The sequence below is a fragment of the Arthrobacter glacialis genome (genome assembly GCF_002909415.1).
GTDB classification, from domain to species: domain Bacteria; phylum Actinomycetota; class Actinomycetes; order Actinomycetales; family Micrococcaceae; genus Specibacter; species Specibacter glacialis.
This window is the reverse complement of record NZ_PPXB01000015.1, coordinates 96,232-121,623: the sequence shown is the minus strand read 5'-3', so window position 1 is coordinate 121,623 and position 25,392 is coordinate 96,232. Positions and strand designations below refer to the sequence as shown.

The 25,392-nt window shown below is 61.3% G+C and carries 26 protein-coding genes, 1 tRNA gene and 1 other RNA gene; 13 read left to right on the top strand and 15 right to left on the bottom strand.

Annotation, left to right across the window (positions count from 1 at the left end):
• Positions 1–250: hypothetical protein (locus CVS28_RS16435; protein WP_133159174.1), on the bottom strand; the 250-nt coding region annotated here is incomplete at its 3' end.
• Positions 251–667: 417 nt separating this feature from the next.
• On the opposite strand from CVS28_RS16435, the gene CVS28_RS16430 reads away from it, so the two are divergent.
• From CVS28_RS16430 to CVS28_RS16420, 3 genes are all read left to right on the top strand, one after another.
• Positions 668–2,173 (top strand): NCS1 family nucleobase:cation symporter-1, encoded by a 1,506-nt coding sequence (locus tag CVS28_RS16430; protein ID WP_370739477.1) that lies wholly within the window; start codon positions 668–670, stop codon positions 2,171–2,173.
• A 27-nt stretch (positions 2,174–2,200) separates the two neighbouring features.
• Positions 2,201–2,947 carry an aspartate/glutamate racemase family protein gene (locus CVS28_RS16425; protein ID WP_103465073.1) on the top strand — a complete coding sequence of 249 codons (747 nt, stop codon included), beginning with the start codon at positions 2,201–2,203 and terminating at the stop codon, positions 2,945–2,947.
• 164 nt (positions 2,948–3,111) lie between these two features.
• Complete coding sequence (locus CVS28_RS16420) at positions 3,112–3,843, top strand: SDR family oxidoreductase (RefSeq protein WP_103465103.1); 732 nt, start codon at positions 3,112–3,114, stop codon at positions 3,841–3,843.
• A gap of 80 nt (positions 3,844–3,923) precedes the next feature.
• Here the strand turns inward: CVS28_RS16420 and CVS28_RS16415 are convergent, their stop codons facing one another.
• From CVS28_RS16415 to CVS28_RS16385, 7 genes are all read right to left on the bottom strand, one after another.
• Positions 3,924–5,426 carry a nucleobase:cation symporter-2 family protein gene (locus CVS28_RS16415; protein ID WP_103465072.1) on the bottom strand — a complete coding sequence of 501 codons (1,503 nt, stop codon included), beginning with the start codon at positions 5,424–5,426 and terminating at the stop codon, positions 3,924–3,926.
• Positions 5,427–5,581: 155 nt separating this feature from the next.
• Complete coding sequence (pucL, locus tag CVS28_RS16410) at positions 5,582–6,496, bottom strand: factor-independent urate hydroxylase (RefSeq protein ID WP_103482179.1); 915 nt, start codon at positions 6,494–6,496, stop codon at positions 5,582–5,584.
• Between the two features lie 2 nt (positions 6,497–6,498).
• A complete protein-coding gene (gene uraH, locus CVS28_RS16405; RefSeq protein WP_103482178.1) occupies positions 6,499–6,840 on the bottom strand; it encodes a hydroxyisourate hydrolase in 342 nt (113 codons plus the stop codon).
• Positions 6,837–7,406 (bottom strand): 2-oxo-4-hydroxy-4-carboxy-5-ureidoimidazoline decarboxylase, encoded by a 570-nt coding sequence (gene uraD / locus CVS28_RS16400; RefSeq protein ID WP_306418481.1) that lies wholly within the window; start codon positions 7,404–7,406, stop codon positions 6,837–6,839. The genes uraH and uraD overlap by 4 nt, the downstream gene beginning before the upstream one ends.
• A 198-nt stretch (positions 7,407–7,604) precedes the next feature.
• Positions 7,605–8,072: a thioredoxin-dependent thiol peroxidase gene (bcp, locus tag CVS28_RS16395; RefSeq protein WP_103465069.1), complete on the bottom strand. Its 468-nt coding sequence runs from the start codon at positions 8,070–8,072 to the stop codon at positions 7,605–7,607.
• 75 nt (positions 8,073–8,147) lie between these two features.
• On the bottom strand, positions 8,148–9,074 hold the full coding sequence (locus CVS28_RS16390; protein WP_103465068.1) for a 3-methyladenine DNA glycosylase: 927 nt from the start codon (positions 9,072–9,074) through the stop codon (positions 8,148–8,150).
• A 4-nt stretch (positions 9,075–9,078) separates the two neighbouring features.
• A complete protein-coding gene (locus CVS28_RS16385; protein WP_103465067.1) occupies positions 9,079–9,561 on the bottom strand; it encodes a MarR family winged helix-turn-helix transcriptional regulator in 483 nt (160 codons plus the stop codon).
• A 118-nt stretch (positions 9,562–9,679) separates the two neighbouring features.
• Between CVS28_RS16385 and CVS28_RS16380 the strand changes: the two genes are divergently transcribed.
• Positions 9,680–9,904, top strand: coding sequence for a hypothetical protein (locus tag CVS28_RS16380; RefSeq protein WP_103482177.1), 225 nt, complete (start codon positions 9,680–9,682; stop codon positions 9,902–9,904).
• A gap of 113 nt (positions 9,905–10,017) precedes the next feature.
• Positions 10,018–10,236 (top strand): hypothetical protein, encoded by a 219-nt coding sequence (locus CVS28_RS16375; RefSeq protein WP_103465101.1) that lies wholly within the window; start codon positions 10,018–10,020, stop codon positions 10,234–10,236.
• Positions 10,237–10,330: 94 nt separating this feature from the next.
• On the opposite strand, the gene CVS28_RS16370 is transcribed toward CVS28_RS16375, so the two are convergent.
• The gene (locus CVS28_RS16370) at positions 10,331–11,617 is read right to left on the bottom strand and encodes an aspartate kinase (protein WP_103465065.1); all 1,287 of its coding nucleotides are present in this window, start codon (positions 11,615–11,617) and stop codon (positions 10,331–10,333) included.
• 327 nt (positions 11,618–11,944) lie between these two features.
• Between CVS28_RS16370 and CVS28_RS16365 the strand changes: the two genes are divergently transcribed.
• The gene (locus CVS28_RS16365) at positions 11,945–12,919 is read left to right on the top strand and encodes an ABC transporter ATP-binding protein (protein WP_103482176.1); all 975 of its coding nucleotides are present in this window, start codon (positions 11,945–11,947) and stop codon (positions 12,917–12,919) included.
• Positions 12,916–14,112: an ABC transporter permease gene (locus CVS28_RS16360; protein ID WP_103482175.1), complete on the top strand. Its 1,197-nt coding sequence runs from the start codon at positions 12,916–12,918 to the stop codon at positions 14,110–14,112. Before CVS28_RS16365 ends, CVS28_RS16360 begins: the two co-directional genes overlap by 4 nt.
• Before the next feature lie 155 nt (positions 14,113–14,267).
• Here the strand turns inward: CVS28_RS16360 and ilvD are convergent, their stop codons facing one another.
• Positions 14,268–16,163 carry a dihydroxy-acid dehydratase gene (gene ilvD, locus CVS28_RS16355; RefSeq protein ID WP_103465062.1) on the bottom strand — a complete coding sequence of 632 codons (1,896 nt, stop codon included), beginning with the start codon at positions 16,161–16,163 and terminating at the stop codon, positions 14,268–14,270.
• Between the two features lie 78 nt (positions 16,164–16,241).
• Here ilvD and CVS28_RS16350 point away from each other — a divergent pair, with 78 nt between their 5' ends.
• Positions 16,242–17,075, top strand: coding sequence for a helix-turn-helix transcriptional regulator (locus CVS28_RS16350; RefSeq protein ID WP_103465061.1), 834 nt, complete (start codon positions 16,242–16,244; stop codon positions 17,073–17,075).
• Between the two features lie 106 nt (positions 17,076–17,181).
• Here the strand turns inward: CVS28_RS16350 and recR are convergent, their stop codons facing one another.
• From recR to ffs, 3 genes are all read right to left on the bottom strand, one after another.
• Positions 17,182–17,781 (bottom strand): recombination mediator RecR, encoded by a 600-nt coding sequence (gene recR, locus CVS28_RS16345; RefSeq protein WP_103465060.1) that lies wholly within the window; start codon positions 17,779–17,781, stop codon positions 17,182–17,184.
• Positions 17,782–17,829: 48 nt separating this feature from the next.
• Entirely contained in the window at positions 17,830–20,994 is a 3,165-nt protein-coding gene (locus CVS28_RS16340) for a DNA polymerase III subunit gamma and tau (RefSeq protein ID WP_103482174.1), read from the bottom strand.
• 71 nt (positions 20,995–21,065) lie between these two features.
• An RNA gene (gene ffs, locus CVS28_RS16335) (signal recognition particle sRNA small type) lies at positions 21,066–21,161 on the bottom strand.
• Between the two features lie 174 nt (positions 21,162–21,335).
• Here ffs and CVS28_RS16330 point away from each other — a divergent pair.
• The 3 genes from CVS28_RS16330 to CVS28_RS16320 all read left to right on the top strand — a co-directional run bounded on the left by CVS28_RS16330 (position 21,336) and on the right by CVS28_RS16320 (position 22,544).
• Positions 21,336–21,548: a hypothetical protein gene (locus CVS28_RS16330; protein ID WP_103465058.1), complete on the top strand. Its 213-nt coding sequence runs from the start codon at positions 21,336–21,338 to the stop codon at positions 21,546–21,548.
• Between the two features lie 336 nt (positions 21,549–21,884).
• Positions 21,885–21,972, top strand: a tRNA-Ser gene (locus CVS28_RS16325).
• 92 nt (positions 21,973–22,064) lie between these two features.
• On the top strand, positions 22,065–22,544 hold the full coding sequence (locus CVS28_RS16320; RefSeq protein ID WP_243399936.1) for a glutathione peroxidase: 480 nt from the start codon (positions 22,065–22,067) through the stop codon (positions 22,542–22,544).
• Between the two features lie 30 nt (positions 22,545–22,574).
• Here CVS28_RS16320 and CVS28_RS16315 read toward each other — a convergent pair whose 3' ends face one another.
• Positions 22,575–23,462: a Cof-type HAD-IIB family hydrolase gene (locus tag CVS28_RS16315; protein WP_103482173.1), complete on the bottom strand. Its 888-nt coding sequence runs from the start codon at positions 23,460–23,462 to the stop codon at positions 22,575–22,577.
• A 119-nt stretch (positions 23,463–23,581) separates the two neighbouring features.
• Here CVS28_RS16315 and CVS28_RS16310 point away from each other — a divergent pair, with 119 nt between their 5' ends.
• Both CVS28_RS16310 and CVS28_RS16305 read left to right on the top strand, forming a co-directional pair.
• Positions 23,582–23,881, top strand: a complete 300-nt coding sequence (locus tag CVS28_RS16310; protein WP_103465056.1) for a type II toxin-antitoxin system VapB family antitoxin — start codon at positions 23,582–23,584, stop codon at positions 23,879–23,881.
• A gap of 94 nt (positions 23,882–23,975) precedes the next feature.
• The gene (locus CVS28_RS16305; RefSeq protein ID WP_165788186.1) at positions 23,976–24,740 is read left to right on the top strand and encodes a LytR C-terminal domain-containing protein; all 765 of its coding nucleotides are present in this window, start codon (positions 23,976–23,978) and stop codon (positions 24,738–24,740) included.
• 7 nt (positions 24,741–24,747) lie between these two features.
• Here CVS28_RS16305 and CVS28_RS16300 read toward each other — a convergent pair whose 3' ends face one another.
• On the bottom strand, positions 24,748–25,377 hold the full coding sequence (locus tag CVS28_RS16300; protein ID WP_103465054.1) for a TetR/AcrR family transcriptional regulator: 630 nt from the start codon (positions 25,375–25,377) through the stop codon (positions 24,748–24,750).
• Between the last annotated feature and the right edge of the window lie 15 nt (positions 25,378–25,392).

Here is a 25,392-nt window from a genome sequence, read left to right as displayed (position 1 = left end):
GGAACACAGGCTCCTGGTCCGCCGGAATGGTGTTCACGTAATCGGTGGTCGTGACCATAGGCACGCCAACGCTCTGCGCGCCTGCCCGCTGCAACAGACTACGCATAATGAACTGGGCACGCTCAGTACTACGTTCGGCAATCAGCGTATCCAAGGACTCCAACCATTCGGCAGTCTCTTCCGGATCGCGATCAGGCAGCTGGTTTGTCAACCCGCTAAGGATGTGGGAATTATCGTCTCGCAAGAACATCTGTCCTCTTTCAGTGGTGCATTCGCGGCCTCCCTGGTGGTGAGGCGGCGCGTACCCGCTGGCTGCGCGTTCGCCGTCGAACGTGGCGCGGGCGTTGGGTGGTCCAAGCGCGAAACTCGAAGACACGATTTTCGCTAGATGGAAACAAAATATTGTATGCCGAGAGTACTGCCTACAGCCAGTGGATGCAAAATTTTGGTCTTACGGGAGATTTTCGCAAAAAAACCTTTGACTTGGTGTGAGCTGGCTCATAGACTAGTTTTCATTATTCAAAAGTTTTATTCCACCATACGAAAAACTATTTGCTGCGGAGCTATCATGGACGCTACTTCCACAAAGAATATCCACGCGGTTGAGGCAGGTGGGGATCCTCAAGGACGAGGGGCCACGCCTCCTGAACAAAGAAGAGGAAACGCCTTGTCTGAACACAGCACGCGAACTACTTTGTCTGAACCTCCCTTTAAAACACCGGAGGGTTACACCCTCAGTGCCACCCTGTTCAATCAAGATCTGGCACCCACCAAGATGAAGGGTCGCAAGTGGTCCAGCTACAGCATTTTCACGCTGTGGGCCAACGATGTGCACAGTTTGGGCAACTACGCCTTCGCCATCGGCTTGTTTGCCTTGGGCTTGGGTGGTTGGCAGATCTTGCTGGCCCTGGGCGTCGGCGCAATCCTCCTCTTTGGCCTGCTGAACTTCTCCGGATTCATGGGGTTTAAGACGGGCGTTCCATTCCCTGTCATGAGCCGCATCAGCTTTGGCATCAAGGGTGCGCACATTGCGTCCCTTCTGCGAGGCGGTGTCGCCATCGTTTGGTTTGGCATCCAAACCTTCCTGGCCTCGGTGGTGTTGAGGGTGATGCTTACGGCGCTGTTCCCGTCCTTGGCGGGAATGGACACCAACAACATCCTTGGACTCTCCACCTTGGGCTGGCTTTCTTTCATTGCACTGTGGATAGTGCAGGTCATCATTGTCAGCTTCGGCATGGACATGATCCGCAAGTATGAGGCCTTTGCCGGCCCGGTCATTCTTGTCACCATGGCAGCCATTGCCATCTGGATGTTCGCAGAGGCCGGCGGATCCATTGCCTGGCAAACAGACAACGGCCTGCAAGGCGCTGAAATGTGGCGCACCATCTTTGCCGGCGGCGCCCTGTGGGTTGCCATCTATGGCACCTTCGTTCTGAACTTCTGTGACTTCACCCGCTCGGCCAAATCAGCCAAATCCATTGTGCGCGGAAACTTCTGGGGCATCCCGATCAACATGCTCCTTTTCGGTGCCATTGTTGTTGTCATCTCCGGCGCCCAGTTCAAGATCGACGGCACCATCATTGAAAGCCCGGCGGACATTGTCCAGACCATACCGAACACCTTCTTGCTCGTGATCGCCTGCCTTGCCCTGCTGATTCTCACCATTGCGGTTAACCTGATGGCCAACTTCGTGGCACCCGTCTACGCGTTGACAAACCTGTTCCCGCGTCACTTGAACTTCCGCAAGGCAGCCATTGTCAGTGCAGTCCTCGGCCTGGTCATCCTGCCGTGGAACCTCTACAACAACCCCGTTGTCATCGTGTACTTCCTGGGCGGACTGGGCGCGCTCTTGGGCCCGCTGTTCGGCGTCATCATGGCCGACTACTGGCTCATTCGCCGCGGCAAGGTCAACGTCCCGCATCTGTACACAACGGCTGAGGGCGCGGACTACCACTACAAGCGGGGAGTCAACTCCCGCGCCGTGCTTGCCCTGGTTCCCGCCTCCGTGGTGGCCCTGGCCATCGCCTTCATCCCGGCACTGCATGAGCTCTCAGCCTTCTCCTGGTTCTTTGCAGCCGGACTCGCAGCGGTCACCTACTACTTTGTGGCCGATCGCAAGCGTGAGTTCCATGACGTGTCCGGTGAACCCATTGCCGTAGACAGTGTCCACTAACCATTCCCTTCTCATGAAAGGCAGAACATGCGCATTCTTGTAGTCAACGTGAACACCACGGCATCAATGACCGAATCAATTGCGGAGCAGGCCCGTGCAGTGGCGGCGCCCGGCACCGAGATTGTGGCTCTCACCCCTCGCTTTGGGGCCGAATCGTGTGAGGGCAACTTTGAAAGCTACCTCGCAGCGGTTGCTGTCATGGACGCGGTGCAGTCCTATCCCGAACCGTTCGACGCCGTGGTCCAGGCCGGATATGGCGAGCATGGCCGGGAAGGCCTGCAGGAATTGTTGAATGTTCCCGTGGTGGACATTACCGAAGCGGCAGCCAGCACGGCCATGTTCCTTGGCCACAAGTACTCGGTCGTCACCACTTTGGACCGTGCAGTGCCGTTGATCGAGGACCGGCTCAAGTTGGCTGGGCTGACGGACCGTTGCGCATCCGTACGGGCCAGTGGGATGGCTGTGCTGGAGCTCGAAGAGGAGCCGGAGCGCGCCGTCGAAGCCATCGTCCGCGAGGCTGAACTGGCTGTCTCCGTAGACAAGGCGGAAGTCATCGTCCTGGGCTGCGGCGGCATGGCGGGCCTCAATGACAAGGTCCGGGAGCGCACAGGTGTTCCCGTGGTCGACGGCGTGGCGGCGGCGGTAACCATTGCCGAGTCCTTGGTCCGGATGGGGCTGTCCACCTCCAAGGTGCGCACCTATGCAACACCCCGTCCCAAGTCCTTCACGGGCTGGCCTGTTCCGGCGAATGCGACGGCATTGATAGCACACTAGAACTGCAAGGGGCGGGACCAGCGGAGCACTTTCCGCCGGTCCCGCCTTTTTGTGCGTTCACAGTCAATACAGTAAACAATGAAAGCCACCTCAAAGGAGTAGATGTGAACAAGGAATTTGATGAGACTGCTGCCGGCGCCGCCTCCTCCGCTGGGGCCAAGGTCATGGTGGTGACAGGCGCTGGATCCGGAATTGGCCAAGCCGTGGCGCAAGCAGCCCTTGCTGCCGGATACGCAGTGGTTCTGGCGGGCCGGCGGGAAGCTGAGCTTCTCGCCGCGGCGGACGGACACCCGCTCTCCATGGTGGTGCCCACGGATGTTACCGATGAAGCCCAGGTGGAGGCATTGTTCCACAGGGCCGTGGAACGCTTTGGCCGGGTGGATGTGCTGTTCAACAATGCCGGAACGTTTGGTCCCGCCCAATCCGTGGACCAGATTTCTCTCGCTGATTGGAACGCCACCGTGGCCGTCAACCTCACGGGGTCAATGCTGTGTGCCGCGGCAGCCATTCGAACCATGAAAAAACAGCATCCCCAGGGTGGTCGGATCATCAACAACGGCTCCATTTCTGCCCACTCGCCCCGGCCAAATTCGGCCGCCTACACCATCACCAAACACGCCATCACCGGTCTGACCAAGTCGATCGAACTCGATGGCCGGGCGTTTGGAATCAGTTGCGGCCAGATCGACATCGGCAATACCGCCACCTCCATCATGTCCACCCTCGATGTGGCCACAGGTGCATTGCAGGCCAACGGCGAGCTCCTGGTGGAGCCAACATTCCCGGTGGCCGACGCCGCCCGGACCGTCCTGTTCATGGCTGACCTGCCGGCCTCCGCAACCATTGGCCAGCTGGTCATCACCGCCGCGGGCATGCCCTTTATAGGGCGGGGCTGACCCGTAATCTGCCGCTTCCTGCCCCGGGCGACGGCGGTGAGCCTCCCTCATAGGGTGACTCACCGCCGTCGTACTTGGATTTAATGGGAGGGAGAATCCTTGGATTGCAGCGGGATCTCTCCGGTGATGGGTATTTCGTTGCCGTCGGCGTCGATGAGTTTGCCGTTTTCGCAGCGGTCGCCATCTTGGAGGCACTCAAGGACTTCGGCAGCGACCAGACGATCCGTGCCGGCAGCGAACACGGAAGGATTCTCAGGGTTGCCGACCTTCAAGTGGTTGAACAGGAGGTTTAGCAAGATTGCCACGACGGCGGCGGAGCTGATGCCGGAGTGGAAGATCGTTGCGAACCAGCTCGGGAACTGATCATAGAACGTCGGTGCGGCGATGGGGATGATCCCGGCGCCGATGGCGGTGGCGACGATGATCATGTTCATGTTGTTTTTGTAGCTGACGGTGGACAGCGAGCGGATGCCGCTGGCGGCAACCGTGCCGAACAAGACGATTCCCGCTCCGCCGAGCACGGGGGTCGGCACTGCGGCCACGACACGACCCATGATGGGCAGAACGCCCAACACCACGAGGATGACACCGCCGGCAGCCACCACAAAGCGGCTCTTGATCCCCGTGACGGCCACCAAACCCACGTTCTGGGCGAAGGCGCTCTGGGTGAACGAACCAAAGACAGGGGCAACAACGCTGGCGGCCATGTCGGCGCGCAGACCATCACCAAGGCGGCGGGAGTCAATCTTCGTACCCACGATCTCCCCAACGGCCAGGATGTCGGCAGAAGTTTCCACCATGATCACCAGCACAACGATGAACATCGAGATGATGGCGGCGAGGTGGAATGTTGGCATGCCCAAGTGGAAGGGGGTGGGGAAGGCGACAATCGATCCTTGGCCAACCTTGGAGAAGTCCGCCATGCCGACAGCCAAGGCAATGAGCGTGCCGATGACCATGGCCAGCAGGATTGAAAGACGAGAGATGGTGCTGCTTCCGAGCTTGCTCAGGAGTAGAACGACCACCAAAGTAGCGGCGGCAAGACCGATGTTGGCGACGCTGCCGTAGTTCTCAGCAGTCCTGTTTCCCCCCATGGCCCAGTTTGCTGCCACGGGCATCAGCGACAGGCCGATGACGGTAATGACTGTGCCGGTGACCACGGGCGGGAAGAATCGAATGATCTTGGAAAAAATTGGTGTGATCAGCAAGCCGATCGCGGAGGAAACAATGACGGCGCCAAAGACACTCTGAAGTCCACCGCCGCCGTTTACAATCGCCACCATGGTTGCCACGCCGGCAAACGAGACACCTTGGACCAAGGGGAGCTGAGATCCGAAGAACGGCACACCCAGAGTTTGTAGGAGGGTGGCAAGACCACCCATGAAAAGACACGCAGCAATGAGTAGGCCGGTGTCCGCCGCTGCCAAGCCTGCAGCCTGGCCAACGATCAGTGGGACGGCAACTATGCCACCGTACATGGTCAATACGTGCTGGAATCCGTAGGCAAAATTTGCCCCAATTCCTAGTTTTTTATCCTCTGGCCGGGTGGGGACTACGGCTGTGGATGATGATCTTTTGGTCATAGCGGACCTCCTTGTCTGCTTACCCTTATTAAGCGTCAACCCGCTTTGGGAGTTGCCGCTGCGGGTAGGCGGGGGATACAGCCCCCGCCTACCTCTTAGCCGGGCCGTTATGGCCCGGCTGTGCTAGAAAAAAGCTGTGCTAGAAAAAAGCTGTGCTAGCAAAAACCGGCGATTCCGTCCCAGGCGTTTCCGGCGTCGCTGCCGTGCTCGCGCAAAACGGTGGCTTCGATGAGTCCGTAGGGGCGGTCGGCTGCGAAGAACACTTCTCCCGGGTTGTTTTGGCCAAACGGGGACAAATCCACTACAAAGTGGTGCTTGTTCGGCATGGAGAACTTGATCTCGTCAATCTCCTCATGGGCAGCCATGACTTTCTTGCCCATTTCAAAAAGCGTTTGCTGGAGTGCGTGTGAGTAGCTCTCCGTAAAGCCTTCCAGCAGCAGGGCCTTGACGTCGTCGTACGCCTTGTTGAAGTCAAGTGCTCCCACGGCGCTGGGGTTGTAGCGCCATCGGGCGGCAATGTCGGTGGCCAGGACACGGTCCGTGGTCTCGGCAAGGGTTGTGTACTTGTCTTTCGGGTAGCCGACGAAGCCGGACTCGGTGGACTTGAGCACTGTCAGGTCCTCGAGTCCGCCCACCACATGCGTGGCCGGACCGTCCTTGACCACGACGGCGGTGCGCACCTCTTGGCCGTTGCGGACGAACGAATGGTCGTGGCCCGTTCCGTGGGCCTGGATGCGGTCCCACGCGTAAGATTCGGCTGCCCAGCGCCCGCCACTAACCCAGTTGAAGGAACCGGTGAAATGATCCGCCAGGCGCAACAGGAACGCTTCGGGGGAGCCGACGCCGTCGCGGGCTAGCGAGTAGATGGTGTTCTTCTGGGTGTCCGTGGCCACCACATGGGCATTGTCACCCAGGAGGTGGGCATCGGCGAAGTCGCCGCGCAACTGCGAGGTGACGTTGAGGTCCTCAATCTCGTGGCGGTCCGTGTCCCTAGTAATTTTGACCAGCCGGACCTCAGCCTTGCCGTACTGATTGGCACCCAAAATGATGTTGTTACTGTTCGCGTTCATGTCTAGCTCCCTCGGTACGTTGAAAAGGCGAAAGGACTCAGCAGCAACGGCACGTGATAGTGCTCTTCGGCGTGGTCGAGTGTGAAGGTAAGTGATACTTCCGGAAAGAAAGATTCAGTGTTGAGGCCGCCGAAATAGGCGCCGGTGTTGAAGCGCAAGCGGTAGTTCCCGCTCTCTAATCTCTCGGGGCCCAAGTCTTTGACCCGCCCCTGGGCATCGGTGATTCCTGAGGCGAGGAGAACCCATTCCCCGCCGGTGTGCCCGTCAAGTTCGACGGCGACACCCTCAGCAGGTCTCCCCAGTGCGGTGTCCAGCACGTGGGTGGTGATGTGGGAGGTGCTCATGCGTTGACCACCGCCTTGAGTCGAAGCAGTGCGATTTCCCGCAACTGTTCTGCGATGATGAGTCGTTCGGTGTGGGGTGGGTTCTCCAGCCGCTCGTGCAGGGCGGACAGGATCTCCTCCGGTGAGCGCCCCAGTGCCCGAATGAGGAAGACCTGGCCGAATTTTTCCTCGTAGGCCACGTTGCCGCTCCGGAGAGCGGCGGCCGTCATGGTGTCGGCGGGGTCAATGGTGGACTGTTCGGCGGAGGATAACGCGGCTTCCGTGCTGGCACCGGACAATCGTTCCCCAATGCGGGGGTGGTGTGCCAGCGCTGAGTTGACTTCCTCTGCAGTGAATGGTGCGGCAGCGTCGTTGGCGGTCTTGAAGATTTCTTCCACCGCGGCATAGGGCCGGGCGTCGATGATCTCCTGGATCCACCGTTCGACGTCGATGCAGGGGCGCAGCGCTGCCGCTAGGTTAATTTCTGGCGTTTCGTTGAATTCGTTCAACAGCATGGCAAGTTGATCCTTGCGATTTATGCTGGCATCCACGGCGTAGGCTATGCGAATAAAAACTAAATTTCGCATCGTGGAACTGTTATTTCAGCGTATGAATAGTGAATCGCATCACACTCGAAATGTCAACAGCGGTGCTGGTGGTGCGGTTCACAATGAGCCATCGGGGCACCATATCGGGACAACAATGGGCGCACATAAAGACACCCCGGCGCGCTGATCCCATGAGGGGGTGCCGGGGTGCCTCGACTATGCCATGCAGCGGGGTCGCTAGAGTCCCAGTTCGCCACGGAGGCGGGCCACGTGGCCTTCAGCGCTGACGTTGTATTCGGCGGATCGCACGGTTCCATCAACATTGACCACCACTGTGGACCGCAAAGTTCCCGTGACTGTTTTGTTGTTGACGAGCTTCTCGCCCCAGGCGCCCCATGCCTCGGCGATCTTGTGGTCCACGTCGGAGAGGAGTGGGAAATTCAGCTCAAATTCGTTGGCAAAGCTGGCCAGGGTGTCCGTCGCGTCAGTGGAAATTCCCACTACGTCCACCCCTGCCGCCTGCAATGCGGCCAGGCTGTCGCGAAAATCGCAAGCTTCGGTGGTGCAACCTGGGGTGGCCGCCTTGGGGTAGAAGTAGACGACCACTTGGCGTCCGGAGTAGTCGGACAGTGAAATATTCTGGCCACTGGCATCAGGGAGGATGAATCCGGGCGCTGCTTGGCCTGTGGTGAGTGCGGTTGACATGAGTCTCCTAAATTTCGCAATATGAAATCTAATTATTGTTGGGTGAAATAAGAGTAGGTCTCATGTAGGGTGAGGTCAAAGGTGGCGATCAGAAACCAATGCGTCCACGGCGGCGCGCAACCTCTCACGCAGCACGGCCGACTCGGCGCTAAACGCACGCTGTGCCGCCACGTAGTCAGCTTTTCCGGCGACCGTTTCAATGGTGATGGCGGGGTAGCCCCATTGAGCCAGGTCATAGGGTGATGCCCGCATGTCCATGGCGCGAATGCGCCAGGACAGCTCAAAGCAGTCCATCACCAGCTCGCTGGGGAGGGCGGGTGAGAGCTTGTAGGCCCACTTGTAAAGGTCCATGTTGGCGTGCAGGCAGCCGGGTTGTTCCATGTCACGCTGGTTCTCGCGGGTCGGCGTCAGCTCGTTGAGGCCCGTTGCCTGCGGGGTGTAAAAGCGGTACGCATCAAAGTGCGTGCAGCGGATCTTGCTCTCTTCAACCACTTGGTCCGTGCCGCTGGAACCCAGGCGCAGTTCAAGGTATTCGTGCCGGACCTGGTTGGCTTCCTGCTTGTACACCATGGCCCACTCGTGGAGTCCAAAGCAGCCAAACTGCGCCGGACGGGCGGCCGTGCGGCCCAGAATTATCTGGGCAAAATCAAGCGCGTCCTTGCGTTCAACCAGAAACTTTTCCCTGTCAAAGACGACGCCGGACCTTCCCTGAGCTGCCCCGCCTGCCTGGGGGTCGCCGTCGTGCACAGCTCGGTAAAACTTCCACTTCAAGCGCTCAGCGGCGGACTCGCCCGTGAGGACTACTCCGGCGCCCGGGTGCCAGCGCTGCAGCTGGCCAGGCTTTTGGTTGTAATAGGTGAACAGGAAGTCTTCCACCGGGTGCTTTTGATTAGCCGAGCGGCGGGCCAGATAAGGGGCTGCGTAGCGGTTGACGCGGTCGTGGTGAGCTGCGGCGCGGGCCTGCCAGGCATCCTCAGCGAGGGGGAGTGGGGCAGAAGTCATGCTTTCAATTATCCGCCACGGCCGCGGTGCTGGTGTCCGCAATTTCCAGGTTGTGCGTGGCCGCCTCGATCAGTGCCATCATGCTGCTGTGCAGCGCCATGGCGCCGTCGCGGTCCAGACCCAGTCGCGCCATCATGGTCCCCGGCACGGAAAGGGCTTGGTCCCGCAGTGCTCGGCCGGCGGGTGTGAGGTCAATGGCCAGGGCGCGCTCATCGCTGGCGTCCCGGCCGCGGGTAATGAGGCCCAGCGCCTCAAGACGCTTCAGCAGCGGGGAGAGAGTGGCCGATTCCAGCAGCAGGGCGCTGCCAATGTCCTTGACTTTCCGTGGTGCCTGCTCCCACAGGGCCAGCATGACCAGATACTGCGGGTGGGTGAGTCCCAGGGCGGAGAGCACTGGTTTGTAGGCTGCAATGACACTGCGGGAGGCCACACTGAGACCAAAACAAAGCTGCCGCTCCAAGAGCAGATCGTTCTCTGTGGTACCCATTGCCTTGCTCCCTCATTTTAGTTAGTGCCCTAACTATCAGGGTACTATGTATAGTATCGCCTTTCTGAGTCAGCCGGGGATTCCCTCACCGGCCCGAGCGCCACAAGGAATTTCGCCCATGTCCAAGATGAGTCCAGTACAAAAACTGATGCGCTTTACAGGCCGCCTGCGCTACATTCTGGGCCCCGCCAGCAGCAGCCCCCTGGATCATGAGATGACGCCGGAGAACAAGGCACTGTTGAAGAGTCAACAAGAGGCCACGGTGCAGTGGATTACTGTCACCCGGGCTGACGGCAGCACCTATTTGGTGCCCAAAGACCCCACTGACAAGTCCTTGCGCTAGCACTTGCGCAGCTCACCAGTGGAGCAACCCGCCAGTGCCATTGGTGGGCAGCAGGAGTAAACTGAAGGCGTTCCGGTGGCACGATTTTCCTCTGCTGAGAGTGGGTGTTGATGATGGCGAGCGGTGAAAAGTTCGTGGACAAATTGATGCATGGCACCGAGAAGCTCAAGAAGGTTTTTGGGCCGGCAGACCACGGAGACATGGATGCCCCGGTGGTGCATCGTCATGATGCCTCTGAAGACAGCAGCGAGGAGCAGCTCTCCCACTTTGAGCAGGAGACTGATTCACAGGGCCACCACTACGCCGTCCGCAAGGAAGAATCTGCGGAGTAGCCCCTTAAACAACTGACCCGCAGAAAACGCCGAAAAATCACGGCTTTACCGTGATTTTCGACGTTTTCTGCGGGTCAGTTTGTGTGTGTGTGGGCTAGCGGCCCGTGCCGCCGTAAACTGTCGCCTCGTCGTCGCCATCCAAGCCAAAGGCCTGGTGGACGGCGCGCACTGCAACATCGAGCAAGTCTGCGCGGGTCACAACAGAGATGCGGATCTCGGAGGTGGAGATCAAATCAATGTTCACACCGGCGTCGGACAGGGCCTGGAAGAAACGGTAGGAAACGCCCGGGTTGGAGCGCATGCCGGCACCGATCAGGGAAAGCTTGCCGATCTGGTCGTCGTAGATCAGGTCCTCGAAGCCGACCTCGTCCTGCTTGGCGCGCAGGGCGCTCAGGGCGTCCTCGCCTTCCACCATGGGCAGTGTGAAGGAGATGTCCGTCTTTCCGGAGCCCTTCGTGGAAATGTTCTGCACAATCATGTCAATGTTTGAATGCGCACCGGCAATGATGCCAAAGATCATGGCAGCCTTGCCGGGGATGTCCGGCACGCCAACAACTGTGACTTTAGCTTCTGACCGGTCGTGAGCCACGCCGGAGATGATTGGCTGCTCCAAGGCAACTCCCTCTGAGATCTTGATTTTGTCGTCAGGGCTGGGCAAAACCCAGGTTCCCTCATTGTCACTAAAAGAGGACCGCACATGGATGGGCAGTCCAAAACGCCTAGCGTATTCCACGCAGCGAAGGTGGAGGATCTTGGCGCCCGAGGCGGCCATTTCCAACATCTCTTCGCTGGAGATCTTGCTGATCTTCTGGGCGCTGGAAACAACGCGCGGATCGGCCGTGTAAACGCCGTCAACGTCAGTGTAAATTTCGCACACATCGGCGTTCAATGCCGCGGCAAGGGCAACAGCTGTGGTGTCCGAGCCGCCGCGGCCCATGGTGGTGATCTCATTGGTCTGGCGGCTCATGCCCTGGAACCCGGCCACAATGGCCACCTTGCCCTTGTCCAGGGCCGTGCGGACACGGTGCGGATCCACATCGATGATGCGGGCCTTGCCGTGGATGCCGTCGGTGATCATGCCAGCCTGGCTGCCCGTGAAGGACTGTGCCACACCACCCAGTGAGCTGATGGCCATGGCGAGCAGGGCCATGGAAATGCGTTCTCCGGCCGTCATGAGCATGTCCAGCTCGCGGGCCGGGGGGTGCTCGGAAACTTGCGCGGCCAGATCCAACAGTTCATCCGTGGTGTCGCCCATTGCGGAGACAACTACCACTACTTCATGGCCTGCTGCTTGGGTGCTGACAACCCTGCGGGCTACGCGCAGAATGCCTTCGGCGTCGGACACGGACGAGCCGCCGTACTTTTGAACTATCAGACTCATGGATGCACACTCATTGGCTTACCTAACGCAACACTAGGAGAAGGAAATTTGCTGCCGCTCACGCCAGAGCCGCGCCTGCGCGCTGGGCCAGTGCGGCATCATCAGCGCGGAAGGCAGTTTTAAGTCAGTTTAGCGCGGTGGCGCGTTAACACGGAATTATGATGTCCACATGATGATACTTGAAGGTCATTATGTGGTCTTGATAAAGGGGTGGGGCCAGCCAGCTGAAAGCTGATGACTATCCGACGCCGGGATGATGACTCAGGTGCCCAGCTGAGCCTATGCTGATTGCATATCCGCTATTGCGGACCATCGGGGAGGGACACCATGACCCAGCAAATACCACAGGAACAGGAACAGGACCCGCCAGCGTTGCTGGAGGCCTTCGATGGCTTGTCCGCCACGGGGCTGTCCCGCAGCTTTGGTGCGGTTCACGCCGTCGTCAATATGGATCTGCAGGCACCCGCAGGGCAGGTGACGGCACTTATTGGCCCCAACGGCGCCGGAAAAACCACGTTGCTTCTCATGCTTGCCTCGTTGCTGGCGCCGGATTCCGGCACTGTCAGGGTCATGGGCATTGACCCCATCAAGGACCCAGCCGCGGCCAGGGCAAAGATCGGGTGGATGCCGGACACTCTCGGAGTGTGGGAGGCGCTGACAGCACGCGAAATCCTCAACACCATGGGCAAGTTTTACCGTTTGCCCAAGGAAAAAATTCCCACCAGGGTCCAGGATCTGTTGACCCTGGTGAACCTGACGCCCTTGGCGGATCAGAAGGCGCGGGTGCTTTCGCGTGGCCAGCAACAGCGGCTCAGCCTGGCCCGCGCCTTGATTCATGATCCGCAGGTGTTGCTGCTTGATGAGCCGGCGTCAGGACTGGACCCGGGTTCGCGGGTTGCTCTGCGGGGAATCCTGCGCCAGCTTGCCGCCGAAGGGAAAGCCATAGTGGTTTCCTCCCATGTTTTGGCTGAACTGGATGAGATAGCAGACGGTGCAGTGTTTGTGAATCAGGGCCGCACCGTGCTGACGCAGACAGTGGACCAGGCGGCCGGGCAGGGGCGCAAGTATTCCATTTCGGCCCTGGATCCCGCCGCGTTGGTTGCTGCCCTGACAGCGTTGGGAGTGGCCTTTGAGTCAGGGAATGGGCGCAGGGACTCCGTCATCATCACAGGGCCCACTCAGGAGTACGCCTCCGCGCTGTTGCGGGATCTGGTGATGGCCGGTGTTGACGTGTGCGCGTTCGCCCCGGCTACGGGTGCTTTGGAAGAGACCTACATGAGCATGAAGGTGGAACAGCCATGACACAGACTCAAAATGATGCAGGCCCGCAGCCGGTGGCCGGCAACGCGGGGCGGCACGCCGGCTTGCGCGCCTACTGTGAGGGTGTCTTTGCCGTAGTGGGCATGGAGATGCGCCAAAGGCTGCGCTCCCGTGGCTGGTACATCATGTTGGCATTGTGGTTTGTCATCATCGGAATAGTCACGTGGCTGACGTGGTGGAGCTGGAATGCCCAGCAGGCCAATGTGGCGTGGGATACAAGCGCCGCTAGCAGAGGCCCGGGCCCGCTGATCTTTGAAATTGTGCTGGCCTTTGTGCTGTTGTTTGGCCTGCTGGTGGCCCCGGCATTTTCCGCCAATGCCATCAATGGAGACAGGGCCGGCGGCACCTTGGCGATTCTGCAGGTGACGTTGCTCAGTTCCGGGCAGATCCTGTGGGGGAAATTTCTTGCCTCATGGATTGCGGGGATTGCGTTCCTGGCAGCCAGCGTCCCGTTCCTGGTCTTTGGCATTGCCCAAGGCGGCCTGGGATTCGGGCACATAGCCATTGCGCTGCTGATGCTCGCCGTGGAAATTGCCGTGGTGTGCGCGTTGGGTGTTGGCATCTCTGCGCTCGCCAACCGGCCCTTGTTCTCCATAGTTGTCACCTACTTGGTGGTCTCACTGCTGGTCTTTGGAACCCTCATCGCCTTTGGGCTCGGGTCCATGGTCAGCCAAGGAAAGGTGAATGCCAATCAAATGGGGTACACAGGCATGTACGGCTATGACAGCGGCGACATCAAGGAGCCGGTGCCGCCGGACTATATTCCGCCGCTGCCGAACAATGTCACCGACAGTGATGGCAACAGGTACTGCTTTGGGATCATCCAGGAGATGGAAACCGTGCGCACGGAACGGGTTGCCTGGATGCTGAGCATGAACCCGTTTGTGGTGATTGCCGATTCCATCCCCTACCAAAAATCGGTGACGGAGGACAGGACTACTACCGGCATCTTTGAGACGATCAGCCAAGGGGCCAGGTATGCGCAGGCCGGTCCTGAAGGCACCTACCCTTGTGCCAATGGCAAGCTCACGGCCGACTACATGGACCAGAAGACGCCACTGTGGCCGCAGGGCCTGGGTTTGCAACTGTTGGTGGCCGGTGGAGTGGTGGCACTGGGTTGGCGGGCCCTGCGCACACCTGCAGGGAAACTGCCCAAGGGCACGCGCGTGGCCTAGCGTAAAACGCACGACGGCGTTCAACCCACCTGGGTGGGTCGAACGCCGTCGAACATGCCAGCGGTCAGGATCTGTGACGCACTAGTTGCGCGAAAACCGCCCCGGAAGGCGCTTTCCGCCGCATCTACTGCGTCATAGACGGGGGCGTGGACTAGCTAGGAGACGGACACTTCAGCCCGCGGCGCGCGCATCAGGACCTCGTCGGCAGGGACCTGGCGAATGGCACCCTTGTCGGCGCTGGTGGCCATGGAGGCGTAAGCCCGCAAGGCGGCGGATACTTCGCGTACACGGCCCACCGGACGGTAACCGGTGGTGGTCTCGAGCAGCTCGCGGCGCTCATCCAGCTCGGATTCACTCACCAGGAGCTCCATGGACCGGTTGGGGATGTCGATGCGGATGCGGTCCCCATCCTGAACCAGCGCGATGGTGCCGCCGGCGGCCGCCTCGGGGGAGACATGGCCAATGGACAGGCCGGAGGTGCCGCCGGAGAAGCGGCCGTCGGTGATCAAGGCGCAGACCTTGCCCAGGCCCAGGCCCTTCAGGAATGAGGTGGGGTACAGCATTTCCTGCATGCCGGGGCCGCCGCGGGGGCCTTCGTAGCGGATAACCACCACGTCGCCGGCCTTGACAGTCTTCGACAGGATCTTTTCAACGGCTTCGTCCTGAGATTCGCAGACCACGGCGGGTCCTTCAAACGTCCAGATGGACTCGTCCACGCCGGCAGTCTTCACGACGGCGCCGTCGAGGGCGATGTTGCCGCGCAGCACGCCCAAGCCGCCGTCCTTGGAGAAGGCATGCTCCACATCGCGCAGGCAGCCTTCGGCCGCGTCGGTGTCCAATGAGGTCCACTCGGCCGACTGTGAGAAGGCGGTGGAGGAGCGCTGGCCACCCGGGGCAGCGGTCCACAGTGCTTGAGCTTCATCGGTGGCCTTGCCTCCGCGGATGTCCCAGTCGTCCAGCCAGTCGGTGAGGCCCTCGGAGTGGACTGACTTGACGTTCGTGTGGAGCAGTCCGCCACGGTTCAGCTCCCCCAAGAGGGCGGGGATGCCGCCGGCGCGGTGCACGTCCTCCATGTAAAACGTCTTCTTGCCGGCAACGTTCGGAGCCACCTTGGCAAGGCACGGCACCTGGCGTGACTTGGCGTCGATGTCCTCCAGATCGTACTTCAGGCCCGCTTCCTGCGCTGCTGCGAGGAGGTGCAGGATCGTGTTGGTGGAGCCGCCCATGGCGATGTCCAGGGCCATGGCGTTATCGAACGCCTCGAAGCTGGCGATCGAGCGCGGCAGGACCGATTCGTCGTCGTCCTCGTAGTAGCGCTTGGCGATCTCGACGGCGGTGGCGCCTGCGCGCTCGTACAGCTCCTTGCGCGCGGTGTGAGTGGCCAGCAGCGAGCCGTTGCCCGGCAGGGACAGGCCGATGGCTTCGGTGAGGCAGTTCATCGAGTTGGCGGTGAACATGCCGGAGCAGGAACCGCAGGTGGGGCATGCGTTGTCTTCGATGAGCTCGATGTCTTCGTCGGAGACGGTGGCGTCCACGGCGTCGGAGATGGCGTTGACCAGGTCGAGTGAGCGGATGGAGCCGTCAGTCAGGGTCACCCGGCCGGCTTCCATGGGGCCGCCGGAGACAAACACGGTGGGGATGTTCAAGCGCAGGGCTGCCATGAGCATGCCGGGGGTGATCTTGTCGCAGTTGGAGATACAGACCAGCACGTCGGCGCAGTGGGCGTTGACCATGTACTCGACGGAGTCGGCAATGAGGTCGCGGGAGGGCAGGGAGTACAGCATGCCGCCGTGGCCCATGGCGATGCCGTCATCCACGGCGATGGTGTTGAATTCGCGGGCGATGGCACCAGCCTTGTGAATGGCGTCGGAGACAATGCGGCCCACGGGTGCGAGGTGGGTGTGGCCGGGGACGAACTCGGTGAAGGAGTTGGCCACGGCAACAATGGGCTTGCCGATGTCTGACTTGGCGACGCCGGAGGCCATCATGAGGGCGCGTGCGCCTGCCATGTTGCGGCCGTGGGTGACTGTGCGTGAACGTAATGGAGGCATAGGGACAGTTAACCAGCATTTTGGCCCTGACAGGAAGACGGCGCTAATACTAGTAGTGGCAGTGCTAGATTTGGTGGCATGGATGAAGAACGACGGCGGGAGCTGGGTCAGTTTCTGCGTGACCGCCGCGCCAATCTAGTCCGCGCCGAACATGGGCTGCCTCCCATTGGCCGCAGCCGCACCTTGGGTTTGCGGCGTGAGGAAATTGCGGCCTTCGCAGCCGTCAGCGTCACCTGGTACACCTGGCTGGAACAGGGCCGGGACATCAACGCGTCCCGCCAGGTACTCGAGTCCATTGGGAGGGTGCTGCGCCTGAGCGCCGCCGAGCAGGCGTATCTGCTGGCCATGGGCGGTTACGCGGCCCTGCCCCTGGCTGAAGTTACAGCCATCGAAGCCGCACCGCCGCATTTGCAGGCGTTGCTGGACGCCCTGGATTTCCCGGCCTTTGCCGTGGCCCCGGATTGGGGGATTGCGGGGTGGAACAGTGCCTACGCCGGCCTGTATTCACGCATTGCTGAGGTTGTACCGGAGCAGCGGAACCTGTTGTGGCTGATCTTTACCGATCCGGCGCTGCGCCGGATGTTGCCTGACTGGGAAGAAACGTCAAGGAATTTTGTGGCCGAATTCCGGGCCGAGGCAGGCCCCCGGCTCGGTTCGGCGGCGCATACGGCGTTGGTGGCCAGGCTGGCCGCGGCCAGCGACGAGTTTGCCCGGATTTGGTCCGATCACGGGGTGGCCGGCTTTGCCTCCCGGCAGCGCATCTTTGTCCATCCGGAGGTGGGTGAGCTGACCTTTGAGCACCACAGGCTGGTGCCCTCAGACGCCCCGGACCTGCACTTTGTGCTCTACACACCCACACCCGGCACGCCCACACGCGAACGGCTTGCCCAGCTGACGACGGGAACAGGATAGGGGTCGATTCAGGCGGCAGCCGACTGCGCCTGCCGAGCGGGCAGTAGTTGTTGATGTTTGCGCGCAACATCAACAACTACTGCCCGTTCGCGAGGCAATGTGAGGGTTACGTCAGAGCGTTGCGGCGGCCCTCAAAGGCGCGGCCCAGGGTGACTTCATCGGCGTACTCCAAGTCGCCGCCCACGGGGAGGCCTGAAGCCAGCCGGGTCACGGCGATCCCAATGGTTTTGAGCATGCGGGAGAGGTACGTTGCCGTGGCCTCACCTTCCAAGTTGGGGTCGGTGGCGATGATGACCTCCTGGATTTGGCTGTCGTTCAGGCGGGTCAGCAGTTCACGGATGCGCAACTGGTCCGGGCCAATACCCGCGATGGGGTTGATGGAGCCGCCCAGCACGTGATAGCGGCCGCGGAAGGCGCGGGTGCGTTCCACGGCGAGCACGTCCTTGGATTCCTCCACCACGCAGATGATGCTGGGGTCGCGGCGCGGGTCCCGACAAATGTTGCACAACTCCGCCTCGGTGACATTGCCGCACACTGTGCAGAACTTCACGCGCTCCTTGACCGTGACAATGGCCCGGACCAGCCGCTGCATGTCCTCGGTGTCCGCTTCCAGAATGTGGAAGGCGAGCCGCTGGGCTGATTTGGGCCCAATTCCCGGCAGGCGCCCCAACTCATCGATGAGCTCCTGAACTGCTCCCTCGTACACAATGCCTCTTGTCTATTGGTTCAAAAATGGTGGTGGCGCCGAGCTCGTTTAGTGCGACGCGTTGAGCGGGCGTTCCTCAATGAGCACTCCGCCCAGAATACGCTCCACCGCGGCTTGGCCCACTACACCGGATTCCTCAATGGTGACGTCATCCGGGCTGGGGACGTCCTCCACATAGGGAGTCTGCGCCATCACCGCGGGTGCCTGGGCGCGGGCCGCCTGGGCTTCGGGGCTCGTGGCCAGGCGCTGGTACCTGCTCATCTTGGCCCCACCATTGTCAATGTTCGACGCCGGAGCCTCCTGAGCTGGGACGCTTGCTTGCGCGGGGGTTTCGGGGGCGGCGGTTGCAGGGGGTGCAGGTGGCGCGGGTGCGATCGGCACAGCAATTGCGGGTTCAGCAGGGTCGGCAGGCGCCGAAGTTGCCGTGTCTGCATGCGCCGCCGCTGGAGTCTCTGCTGGCGTTTCTGTTGGCGTATCTGTTGGCGCGGCGGACGATTCGGCCTGCGCCCAGTCAGGGGCGTTGGACATGCTGCCCCACCCCGGGTCTGCCACGTCGCTTCGTGCGGGCGCTCCCAGCGATACGCCCCAGTCCTGCGGGGCCGCTTGTGACATTTGCGCAGCCAAGAGAGCGCTTCGTTTGGGGGCCTCGACTTGCGCCGGCGCCTGGGTGGCGGGCTCTTCGGCGGCAGCCGGCGCATCCCAGCCGGTGGTCCAGGCAGCAATGGGTGAAACCCGTGGCACAGTATGGGCTTGCGGTTCTGCAGCCGCTGGCTGCGCCGACGGTGCCTGGTATTCCGGCAGCGAGGCCGATGATTGAGCTGTTTCCGTGAACTGATCCTGATAGGGATCGGCCGGTGGATACGAATCCGGGTGCGGCTCATCCCAGGGGTCACTGGGTTCACTGGGACCGTCCCAGTACGCCGGCTCCTCTGTGGGCGCCGACTGCGCTGGTGCTGACGCAACAGTGGTCGGCACAGAGTCAGCCAATGGAGCCTGAGCTGGCTGTGGCTGCGATGTTGGTGCGGTCTGGGCAGGCACAGGCGCAGCGGTTGCCGGAATCTGCGGCGCTGCCACGGGTGCAGCCGGAAGACCCCACGCATCCAAGGGTGCCGGGGCGGACGCTGCTGGGGCAGGGAGCGTCTGAGGCGGAGCAGACGGTGCCGGTGCTGGGGCGTCGCCTAGCGGAGCCGTGGCGCCAGTGTTTGTGCCGCGACCACTCCGGGGTGCTGCAGGCTGATTACCAGTTTGAACTTTTGGGTTTGGCTCAGCGCTCGCCTTCGGCGCATCGCCGGCGGCAGGCATGATCGCAATGGTCATGCCCAGCACCTGATTGATGGCCTGCTGCAGATTCTCCAGGTGGCCACTGTTGGTGAAAGTGCTGATCAGGCCGGCGGATGGAAGCCCCACACGGAGTTCTTGGCCGTCAAAGGTTTGCGGCACCACGTTCTGATTGACGATGACCCAGGACGCCATGCGGATGTTGCGCAGTGCACCAAGGATCTCCGGCCAGGCGCGGCGGATGATCTCAATGTTGGAGGTACCTCCGCCGGATGCGCCGCTGGGGGGCGCAACGGATTGCGGCTCACTGGATGCGGCAGGTTGCGGCTGCTGTGCGGCAGCCGCAACCTTGGCAGCAGGTGTGGGGGCGCTGTCCCAGGACTGCGCCGCAGCGGCGCTTTGAGCTGACCGAACGGGCTCAGCAACTGCAGCGGGGGGTGCCTGGTGCTGCGCCACCATTGGCTGCGGAATCTGCTCTACCGTCGGGGCAGCTGCCGCGGGGGGTGCCGCCACCGTGGGAGTTTCCGCAGGGGCCGGCGTAGGAGACTGCACCGGAGTTTGCCGGGCGGCCACTTCGGCGCCAGCTGCTTCCTTGGCACGCGCCAATTGTGCCCGTACGGCGGCCAAGCCACCGCTTGAGGCGGCGGGGTCGGAGTGGGACGGGTCAGCGTAGGTGGGGGCCGGCGTCGAACGTTGGGAAGGAGCATCTCGCTCCGGAGCGGCAGCCATGGGGGCGGCAGAAGCGGGGGCTGCAGCGGGGGTGCCAGCATAGTTCAGGCGCCGTTCCAGCTGCTCAAGCCGGGTGGCCATGCCGCGTGTGGAGGAATCGGCGCCCGGCAGGAGCAGGCGTGCGCCCAGCAATTCCAGGTGCAGCCGCGGCGAGGTGGCGCCGGTCATTTCGTTGAACGCAGCATTGGTGACGTCGGCGGCACGGGAGAGTTCGGCGGCACCAAGCTGGGCGGCCTGCGACTGCATGCGCGCAATCAGCTCTTCGGGGGTGCCGCGCAGGATTGCGTGGGCGCTCTCGGGCATTGCCTGAACAATGATGAGGTCGCGGAAACGCTCCAGGAGGTCTTCCACAAAACGGCGGGGGTCGTGGCCGGTCTGGATGACCCTGTCCACCGATTTGAAAACGGTTGCCGAGTCGGAGGCGGCCAGCGCTTCCACCACGTCGTCAAGGAGTGAGGCGTGGGTGTATCCCAGCAGGTCAACAGCCAGGTCATAGTCCAACCCGGAAGCGCCAGCGCCGGCCATCAACTGGTCAAGAACTGACAGTGAGTCACGCACTGATCCGCCGCCGGCACGCACCACCAGTGAGAGAACACCGGGGGCCACGGGCACATTCTCTTGTTCGCACAACTGCGCCAAATACGCCATGAGAGGCTCGGGCGGCACCAGTCGGAAGGGGTAATGGTGGGTGCGCGAGCGGATGGTGCCAATGACCTTGTCAGGTTCCGTGGTGGCAAAGATGAACTTGATATGCTCCGGCGGCTCTTCAACAATCTTCAACAGCGCGTTAAAACCCGCCGAGGTGACCATATGGGCCTCATCAATGATGAAAATTTTGTAGCGGTCCCTGATGGGGGCAAAAGTGGCGCGTTCGCGAAGGTCGCGGGCGTCGTCAACGCCACCGTGGCTGGCTGCGTCAATTTCAATGACATCCAGGGAGCCGGTGCCGCCGCGGGCCAATTCCACGCAGCTTTCGCATGTCCCGCAGGGATGTGAGGTGGGGCCCTGGGCGCAATTGAGGCAGCGGGCAAGGATGCGCGCGGAGGTGGTCTTACCGCAGCCGCGAGGGCCGGAAAACAGGTACGCGTGGTTGACGCGGTTCTTATCCAGGGCAGTCATCAAGGGGGAAGTGACATGCTCTTGGCCAATGACGGTCGCAAAGGAATCGGGACGGTACCGGCGATACAGGGCTGTTGGTGCGCTCACAGTTGAAACCCTATCTAATCCGCCTGACAAATTGCCGCATGGATGCGGCGTTTGGGGCGCATCTGGGGATAAATAAAGACCCCCCATGCACCCGCCAGAGCCCGCTTACCCTTGCTACCTTCCGGTCCTGGGGGAGTTCACAGGGTGACGCCACATGAGGGGCCGGGAATTAGCTTACCTGACTGTGGCGGCACGGGCGAATCCGCGCGGCACCCTGTGGACCATTTCAATTTTGCGGCCACGGTGATACGTTCGCCAGAAGGGGCAATGACGCTAAAGCCAAGCTGGTCCCGGCGCGCTTTTGCCCTTGCGCGGCCTGGCCCATGAAGGAGCGAGTCACCATGTTGGGATTTGGATTCTTTGAATGGTTTTTTTGGGTGCTGGCCTTCGGTGCGGGGATTCTTGCCCTGACCCGCATCGAAGTGTTCTCCACTAACTCAACCCAACGCACCCGGCATCATGCCGGCCAGACGTTCCTGCTGTGGATGCTTGCGGCCGGCTTTGCGTTGGCGGGTTTCGTCACCGCGGTTCTGGCCATGCGTGCGGGGCACTAACGGCAACGGGCTTCATGACGTAAAGAAGACGTGAGGAATGTCACGTGCGTGTGACAATGTTGTAAAGTTTGAAATGTACCGCCGTCGCGGAATAGAGCGCCGCCGATGGCTGTATGGGGGGGTGCTTTGAGTGCCCAATCCTTTGCAAGTGGTCTGCCTTCCGCAATGACCGCATGGGGGAGTAAGGGTGGTGAGGCTTGAACGGGGCCGAACTGCCCTTATTTCTTGCCCGGAATTGCCCTATTTGCCGCGTATTCTCAGGCCCCGGACACTCGATTCGCGAGTTGGGCACTTTGTCAGGTACTCTTGAACCTGCCGTGTTCTGCACGGCAAGCTGGAGGATTCGCCTAGCGGCCTATGGCGCACGCCTGGAACGCGTGTTGGGTTAACGCCCTCGGGGGTTCAAATCCCCCATCCTCCGCCAATGAAAGGCCCGGAATCATGATGATTCCGGGCCTTTTGTAGTTTAAGTCAATGCCCGCCCAAGCCTTCAGCTGCGCCGGTTAGACTCGGCCTGTGATTACAGAAACCCTGAACAGCATCCCCCTCGCCTTGAGCGACGGGACCGAAAAGTCATTGTCACAGCTGGCCGCGAAAGCCGTTTTGCTGGTCAACGTGGCCTCAGAATGCGGCTTCACCAGCCAATACGACGCCCTCGAGTCCCTCCATGAGAAGTACCGCCCGCAGGGCCTGACGGTGGTGGGCGTGCCGTGCAACCAATTTGGTGGGCAGGAACCGGGCACGCAGGAGGAAATCGTGGAGTTCTGCCGCAAGAACTTTGGCGTGACCTTCCCGCTCGCCACCAAAACCGATGTCAACGGCCCCCAAGCGCACCCGCTCTACGCCCTGTTGACCAACCTTGGTGACGAACCCATCGCCTGGAATTTTGAAAAATTCCTGATCGCGCACGACGGCGCCGTGCTGGAGCGCTTCTCATCTTCAGTAACGCCTGACTCACCGGAGCTGCGTGCTGCCGTGGAAGCGGCACTCCTCTAATCTCCGATGTCCTGTCAGCGAAGAACCTGGCTACCGGGCCAGCTCGTCCAGCCAGTGCTGCAGGAATGCCGCCCCGGAGAAGTCGTTGACTACTTCCTCGCCCAAGTTGAGGTCAGCGGCGGTCTGGATCGTGTACGGCTTGCTGGGCACGCCGTCGGCCGGGCGAACGTCAACGTGGATGACGTGGTGATCGTGGTGGTGCAGCCAGTCGGCCATGGCGTAGTCGGTGCGGGAATCTCCCACTGTGCGCCACGACTGCGGAACAATGCCTTGGGCGGCCAGCAGTTCCACCGCCCGGCTGGCGCCCAGGTCCTTGCCCAGGCGAACTGATTCAATGTCAGTGGAGATGATGGACGGGTCAACCCGGTAGTCCACGCTCCCGGACGACGCCGGTGCCCGGTGCTCAAGGCGGGTGGCACCCAAGTCGTGGGTTGCCAGCAAAGCCAGGGCATCGTCGTCGAACTTTACCTGCTCCGCCAAATAGCTTCCGCTCTCAACCTCAATGTGCTGCTCCACCGAGACCATGGCCCGCTTGGTCTCGTCGAAGAACATGTGATCGGCGTAGGAACGCGCCACGAGCTCACGTATGTCGTCGCCAAAAGCCGTGGGCATGGCAAGTTCCCTGTCCACGTGGATGGGCCCGGGCCCGCTCGGGGTGAAACTAAACCAGACAGCCCCCTTCTCACAAATTGCGTGAACCACAGAACCGTCCGGCAGCCCGGCTTCCAGCATGGGCCGCATGAGCTGCTCCGTAATAAAGGCATCCGAGCGGCCGGTATTGAATACCACGGGAATGTTGCGGCGCACCAGATCAATCAAGTCCGCAATAATGCCGGGGGTCACTTGCCGTGTCACGGGGCTGGCCAGGGGGCCGTCAACATCGAGGAGCAGGGCAAGTGGGGGTTGCAAAAGTGTCATGCCCCATAGTCCCAGCACAAGCCGTGGAAGAGCCACTTTGCGTAACCTTTTGGCAACACGACGTTACGCCCACAGCGCGGTCAGTTCCTTTAGGGCCTCACAGTCCCTAGTCTGAAGGAGTGATCTTCAAAGCTGTTGGCGACAAACGCCCGTATCCGGACCATGGCCACATCACGCCCAAGGACTGGGCCAGCGTTCCGCCGCGCCAAGTCAGGCTGGCCGAACTCGTCACGACCAAGGCACAACTGGACCTTGAGGCTCTCCTGGCCGAGGACTCAACGTTCTTCGGCGACCTGTTCCCGCACGTGGTGCAATGGCGTGACACCTTGTATTTGGAGGATGGCCTGCACCGGGCTGTCCGCACGGCCCTGCACCAGCGGACCATTTTGCACGCCCGAGTGTTGGTGATAGATGACTAGGCTCCCTGCGGAGCCGCCACCAGGTGAATCCGCTGACCGCATTCCGCCCCCGCCCCGGCACTTCCCAGGTAAGGCCCTCCACGATGATGTGTTGATGACGGCCAGACAGCGGCGCAAGGCTGCCCGCGAAGAGAAGCGCCAGGCCAAGGACGCTGCCTATGAACTTCGCCAGAAACGCAAAAAAGAAAAAGACATCAATTCCTGGCACGGGCACCATATTGTGGACTCCAAGGGTTTGGCCGAGGCCTTCCCCGAGCCGGAAACCCCGGAATTTCCCAGCAGTACGGTTCGCCGCCGCATTGCCCACGGCGTGATTTTGGTCCTGCTGCTGGCTCTGGTGGCTACCGGGCTGGTCCTGGCCGGGATGGTTCAGCGCGGTGAAATGGAGCTGAAATTTGGTGCGGGCAAACCCACTCCCACACCCGTCACATGTCCGGGTGAGACTTTGGACTACCCTGCCAACAAGGACGTCAGGGTCAATGTTTACAACGGAGGTGCCGCCGAGGGCAGGGCCGGGGCCGTGGCGCAGGAACTCGTGCAGCGAGGCTTCGCAGTGGGCGTTATTGGCAATGCAAGATCCGAGTATTTAACGCCAGTGGTGATTGTTTCAGGCGCCAAGGGGCATGCTTCCGCCTTCAATATGCAGCGCAATTTTGCCGCAACACAGGGCGGTTCTGAGTATGTGCAGGATAATCGCGAAGATGCCAGCGTGGACATCATCTTGACCAGCCAATTCAATGATCTTGTGGCCGCGCCCAAGGTGGACCAAACTCCGGGTGCGCTCTCCTGCCCACGCCTCAGCCCGCCGCCGAGCGAGCCCGCAAGCCCTGCTGCAGCGGCTGCCGTCACCAAGCCCTAGCTCTGCTTTATTGCTCCACGGTGACGGGGCGGCCCTGCTCGTCAAAGGCCGCGCCCACACCGGCCTGGATGAACTTCACGGCTGCGGCAATGCGGTCCTCATCGGGTGTGTCCGAGTTGCGGCGGGAGGCGCTGGCTGTCAGCGACCCGTGGATGAGCTGCACCAAGCCATCCACGTCGGAGGCAGGCAAGTACCGCTGCTCCATTCCGGTGCGCAAAATGTCTTCCAACAAGGTGTTGAGCTCACCCACGTGAACGCCCAGCTTTGCGAACGATTCACTGGAAAGCACCGATCGCATAGCCGGTCCAGGCGGGAGGTGGCGCCGGGTGAGGTCCTCTAGCTGCGCGCGAACGTACACGGCCAGCCTGTCCACAGGATTCTCCAGGCCATCCAATTTGGCCCGCAACTCGGCAACGAACTTGCCGGTTTCATCCAGCGCGTAGGCCACCAGAAGTTGTTCCAGGTCGGCAAAATAGTTGTAAACGGCTGTTCGTCCCACCCCTGCCGTGCGGGCAACATCTGTCATGGTGAGGCCGGGAAGGCCGTGCGTAAACAGAAGTTCGCCAAAGGCGTCGAGGATCTTGCGCTGCGTCTGCTCGCGCTGCGCCGCGTTCGTGGGGGCGGCTATTCGTGGCATAGAGACATTTTAGCG

Bases quoted from the DNA above. Each gene is read 5' to 3' on its own strand.
- CVS28_RS16300 (WP_103465054.1), bottom strand. From the start codon at position 25,377: ATGCCACGAATAGCCGCCCCCACGAACGCGGCGCAGCGCGAGCAGACG.
- CVS28_RS16385 (WP_103465067.1), bottom strand. From the start codon at position 9,561: ATGGGTACCACAGAGAACGATCTGCTCTTGGAGCGGCAGCTTTGTTTT.
- CVS28_RS16415 (WP_103465072.1), bottom strand. From the start codon at position 5,426: ATGACCAAAAGATCATCATCCACAGCCGTAGTCCCCACCCGGCCAGAG.
- uraH (WP_103482178.1), bottom strand. From the start codon at position 6,840: ATGAGCACCTCCCACATCACCACCCACGTGCTGGACACCGCACTGGGG.
- CVS28_RS16370 (WP_103465065.1), bottom strand. From the start codon at position 11,617: ATGAGTCTGATAGTTCAAAAGTACGGCGGCTCGTCCGTGTCCGACGCC.
- CVS28_RS16365 (WP_103482176.1), top strand. From the start codon at position 11,945: ATGACCCAGCAAATACCACAGGAACAGGAACAGGACCCGCCAGCGTTG.
- CVS28_RS16425 (WP_103465073.1), top strand. From the start codon at position 2,201: ATGCGCATTCTTGTAGTCAACGTGAACACCACGGCATCAATGACCGAA.
- CVS28_RS16390 (WP_103465068.1), bottom strand. From the start codon at position 9,074: ATGACTTCTGCCCCACTCCCCCTCGCTGAGGATGCCTGGCAGGCCCGC.
- CVS28_RS16380 (WP_103482177.1), top strand. From the start codon at position 9,680: ATGTCCAAGATGAGTCCAGTACAAAAACTGATGCGCTTTACAGGCCGC.
- CVS28_RS16315 (WP_103482173.1), bottom strand. From the start codon at position 23,462: ATGACACTTTTGCAACCCCCACTTGCCCTGCTCCTCGATGTTGACGGC.
- CVS28_RS16350 (WP_103465061.1), top strand. From the start codon at position 16,242: ATGGATGAAGAACGACGGCGGGAGCTGGGTCAGTTTCTGCGTGACCGC.
- CVS28_RS16375 (WP_103465101.1), top strand. From the start codon at position 10,018: ATGGCGAGCGGTGAAAAGTTCGTGGACAAATTGATGCATGGCACCGAG.
- pucL (WP_103482179.1), bottom strand. From the start codon at position 6,496: ATGAACGCGAACAGTAACAACATCATTTTGGGTGCCAATCAGTACGGC.
- CVS28_RS16420 (WP_103465103.1), top strand. From the start codon at position 3,112: ATGGTGGTGACAGGCGCTGGATCCGGAATTGGCCAAGCCGTGGCGCAA.
- bcp (WP_103465069.1), bottom strand. From the start codon at position 8,072: ATGTCAACCGCACTCACCACAGGCCAAGCAGCGCCCGGATTCATCCTC.
- CVS28_RS16330 (WP_103465058.1), top strand. From the start codon at position 21,336: ATGTTGGGATTTGGATTCTTTGAATGGTTTTTTTGGGTGCTGGCCTTC.
- ilvD (WP_103465062.1), bottom strand. From the start codon at position 16,163: ATGCCTCCATTACGTTCACGCACAGTCACCCACGGCCGCAACATGGCA.
- uraD (WP_306418481.1), bottom strand. From the start codon at position 7,406: ATGCGAAATTTAGTTTTTATTCGCATAGCCTACGCCGTGGATGCCAGC.
- CVS28_RS16360 (WP_103482175.1), top strand. From the start codon at position 12,916: ATGACACAGACTCAAAATGATGCAGGCCCGCAGCCGGTGGCCGGCAAC.
- CVS28_RS16305 (WP_165788186.1), top strand. From the start codon at position 23,976: ATGACGGCCAGACAGCGGCGCAAGGCTGCCCGCGAAGAGAAGCGCCAG.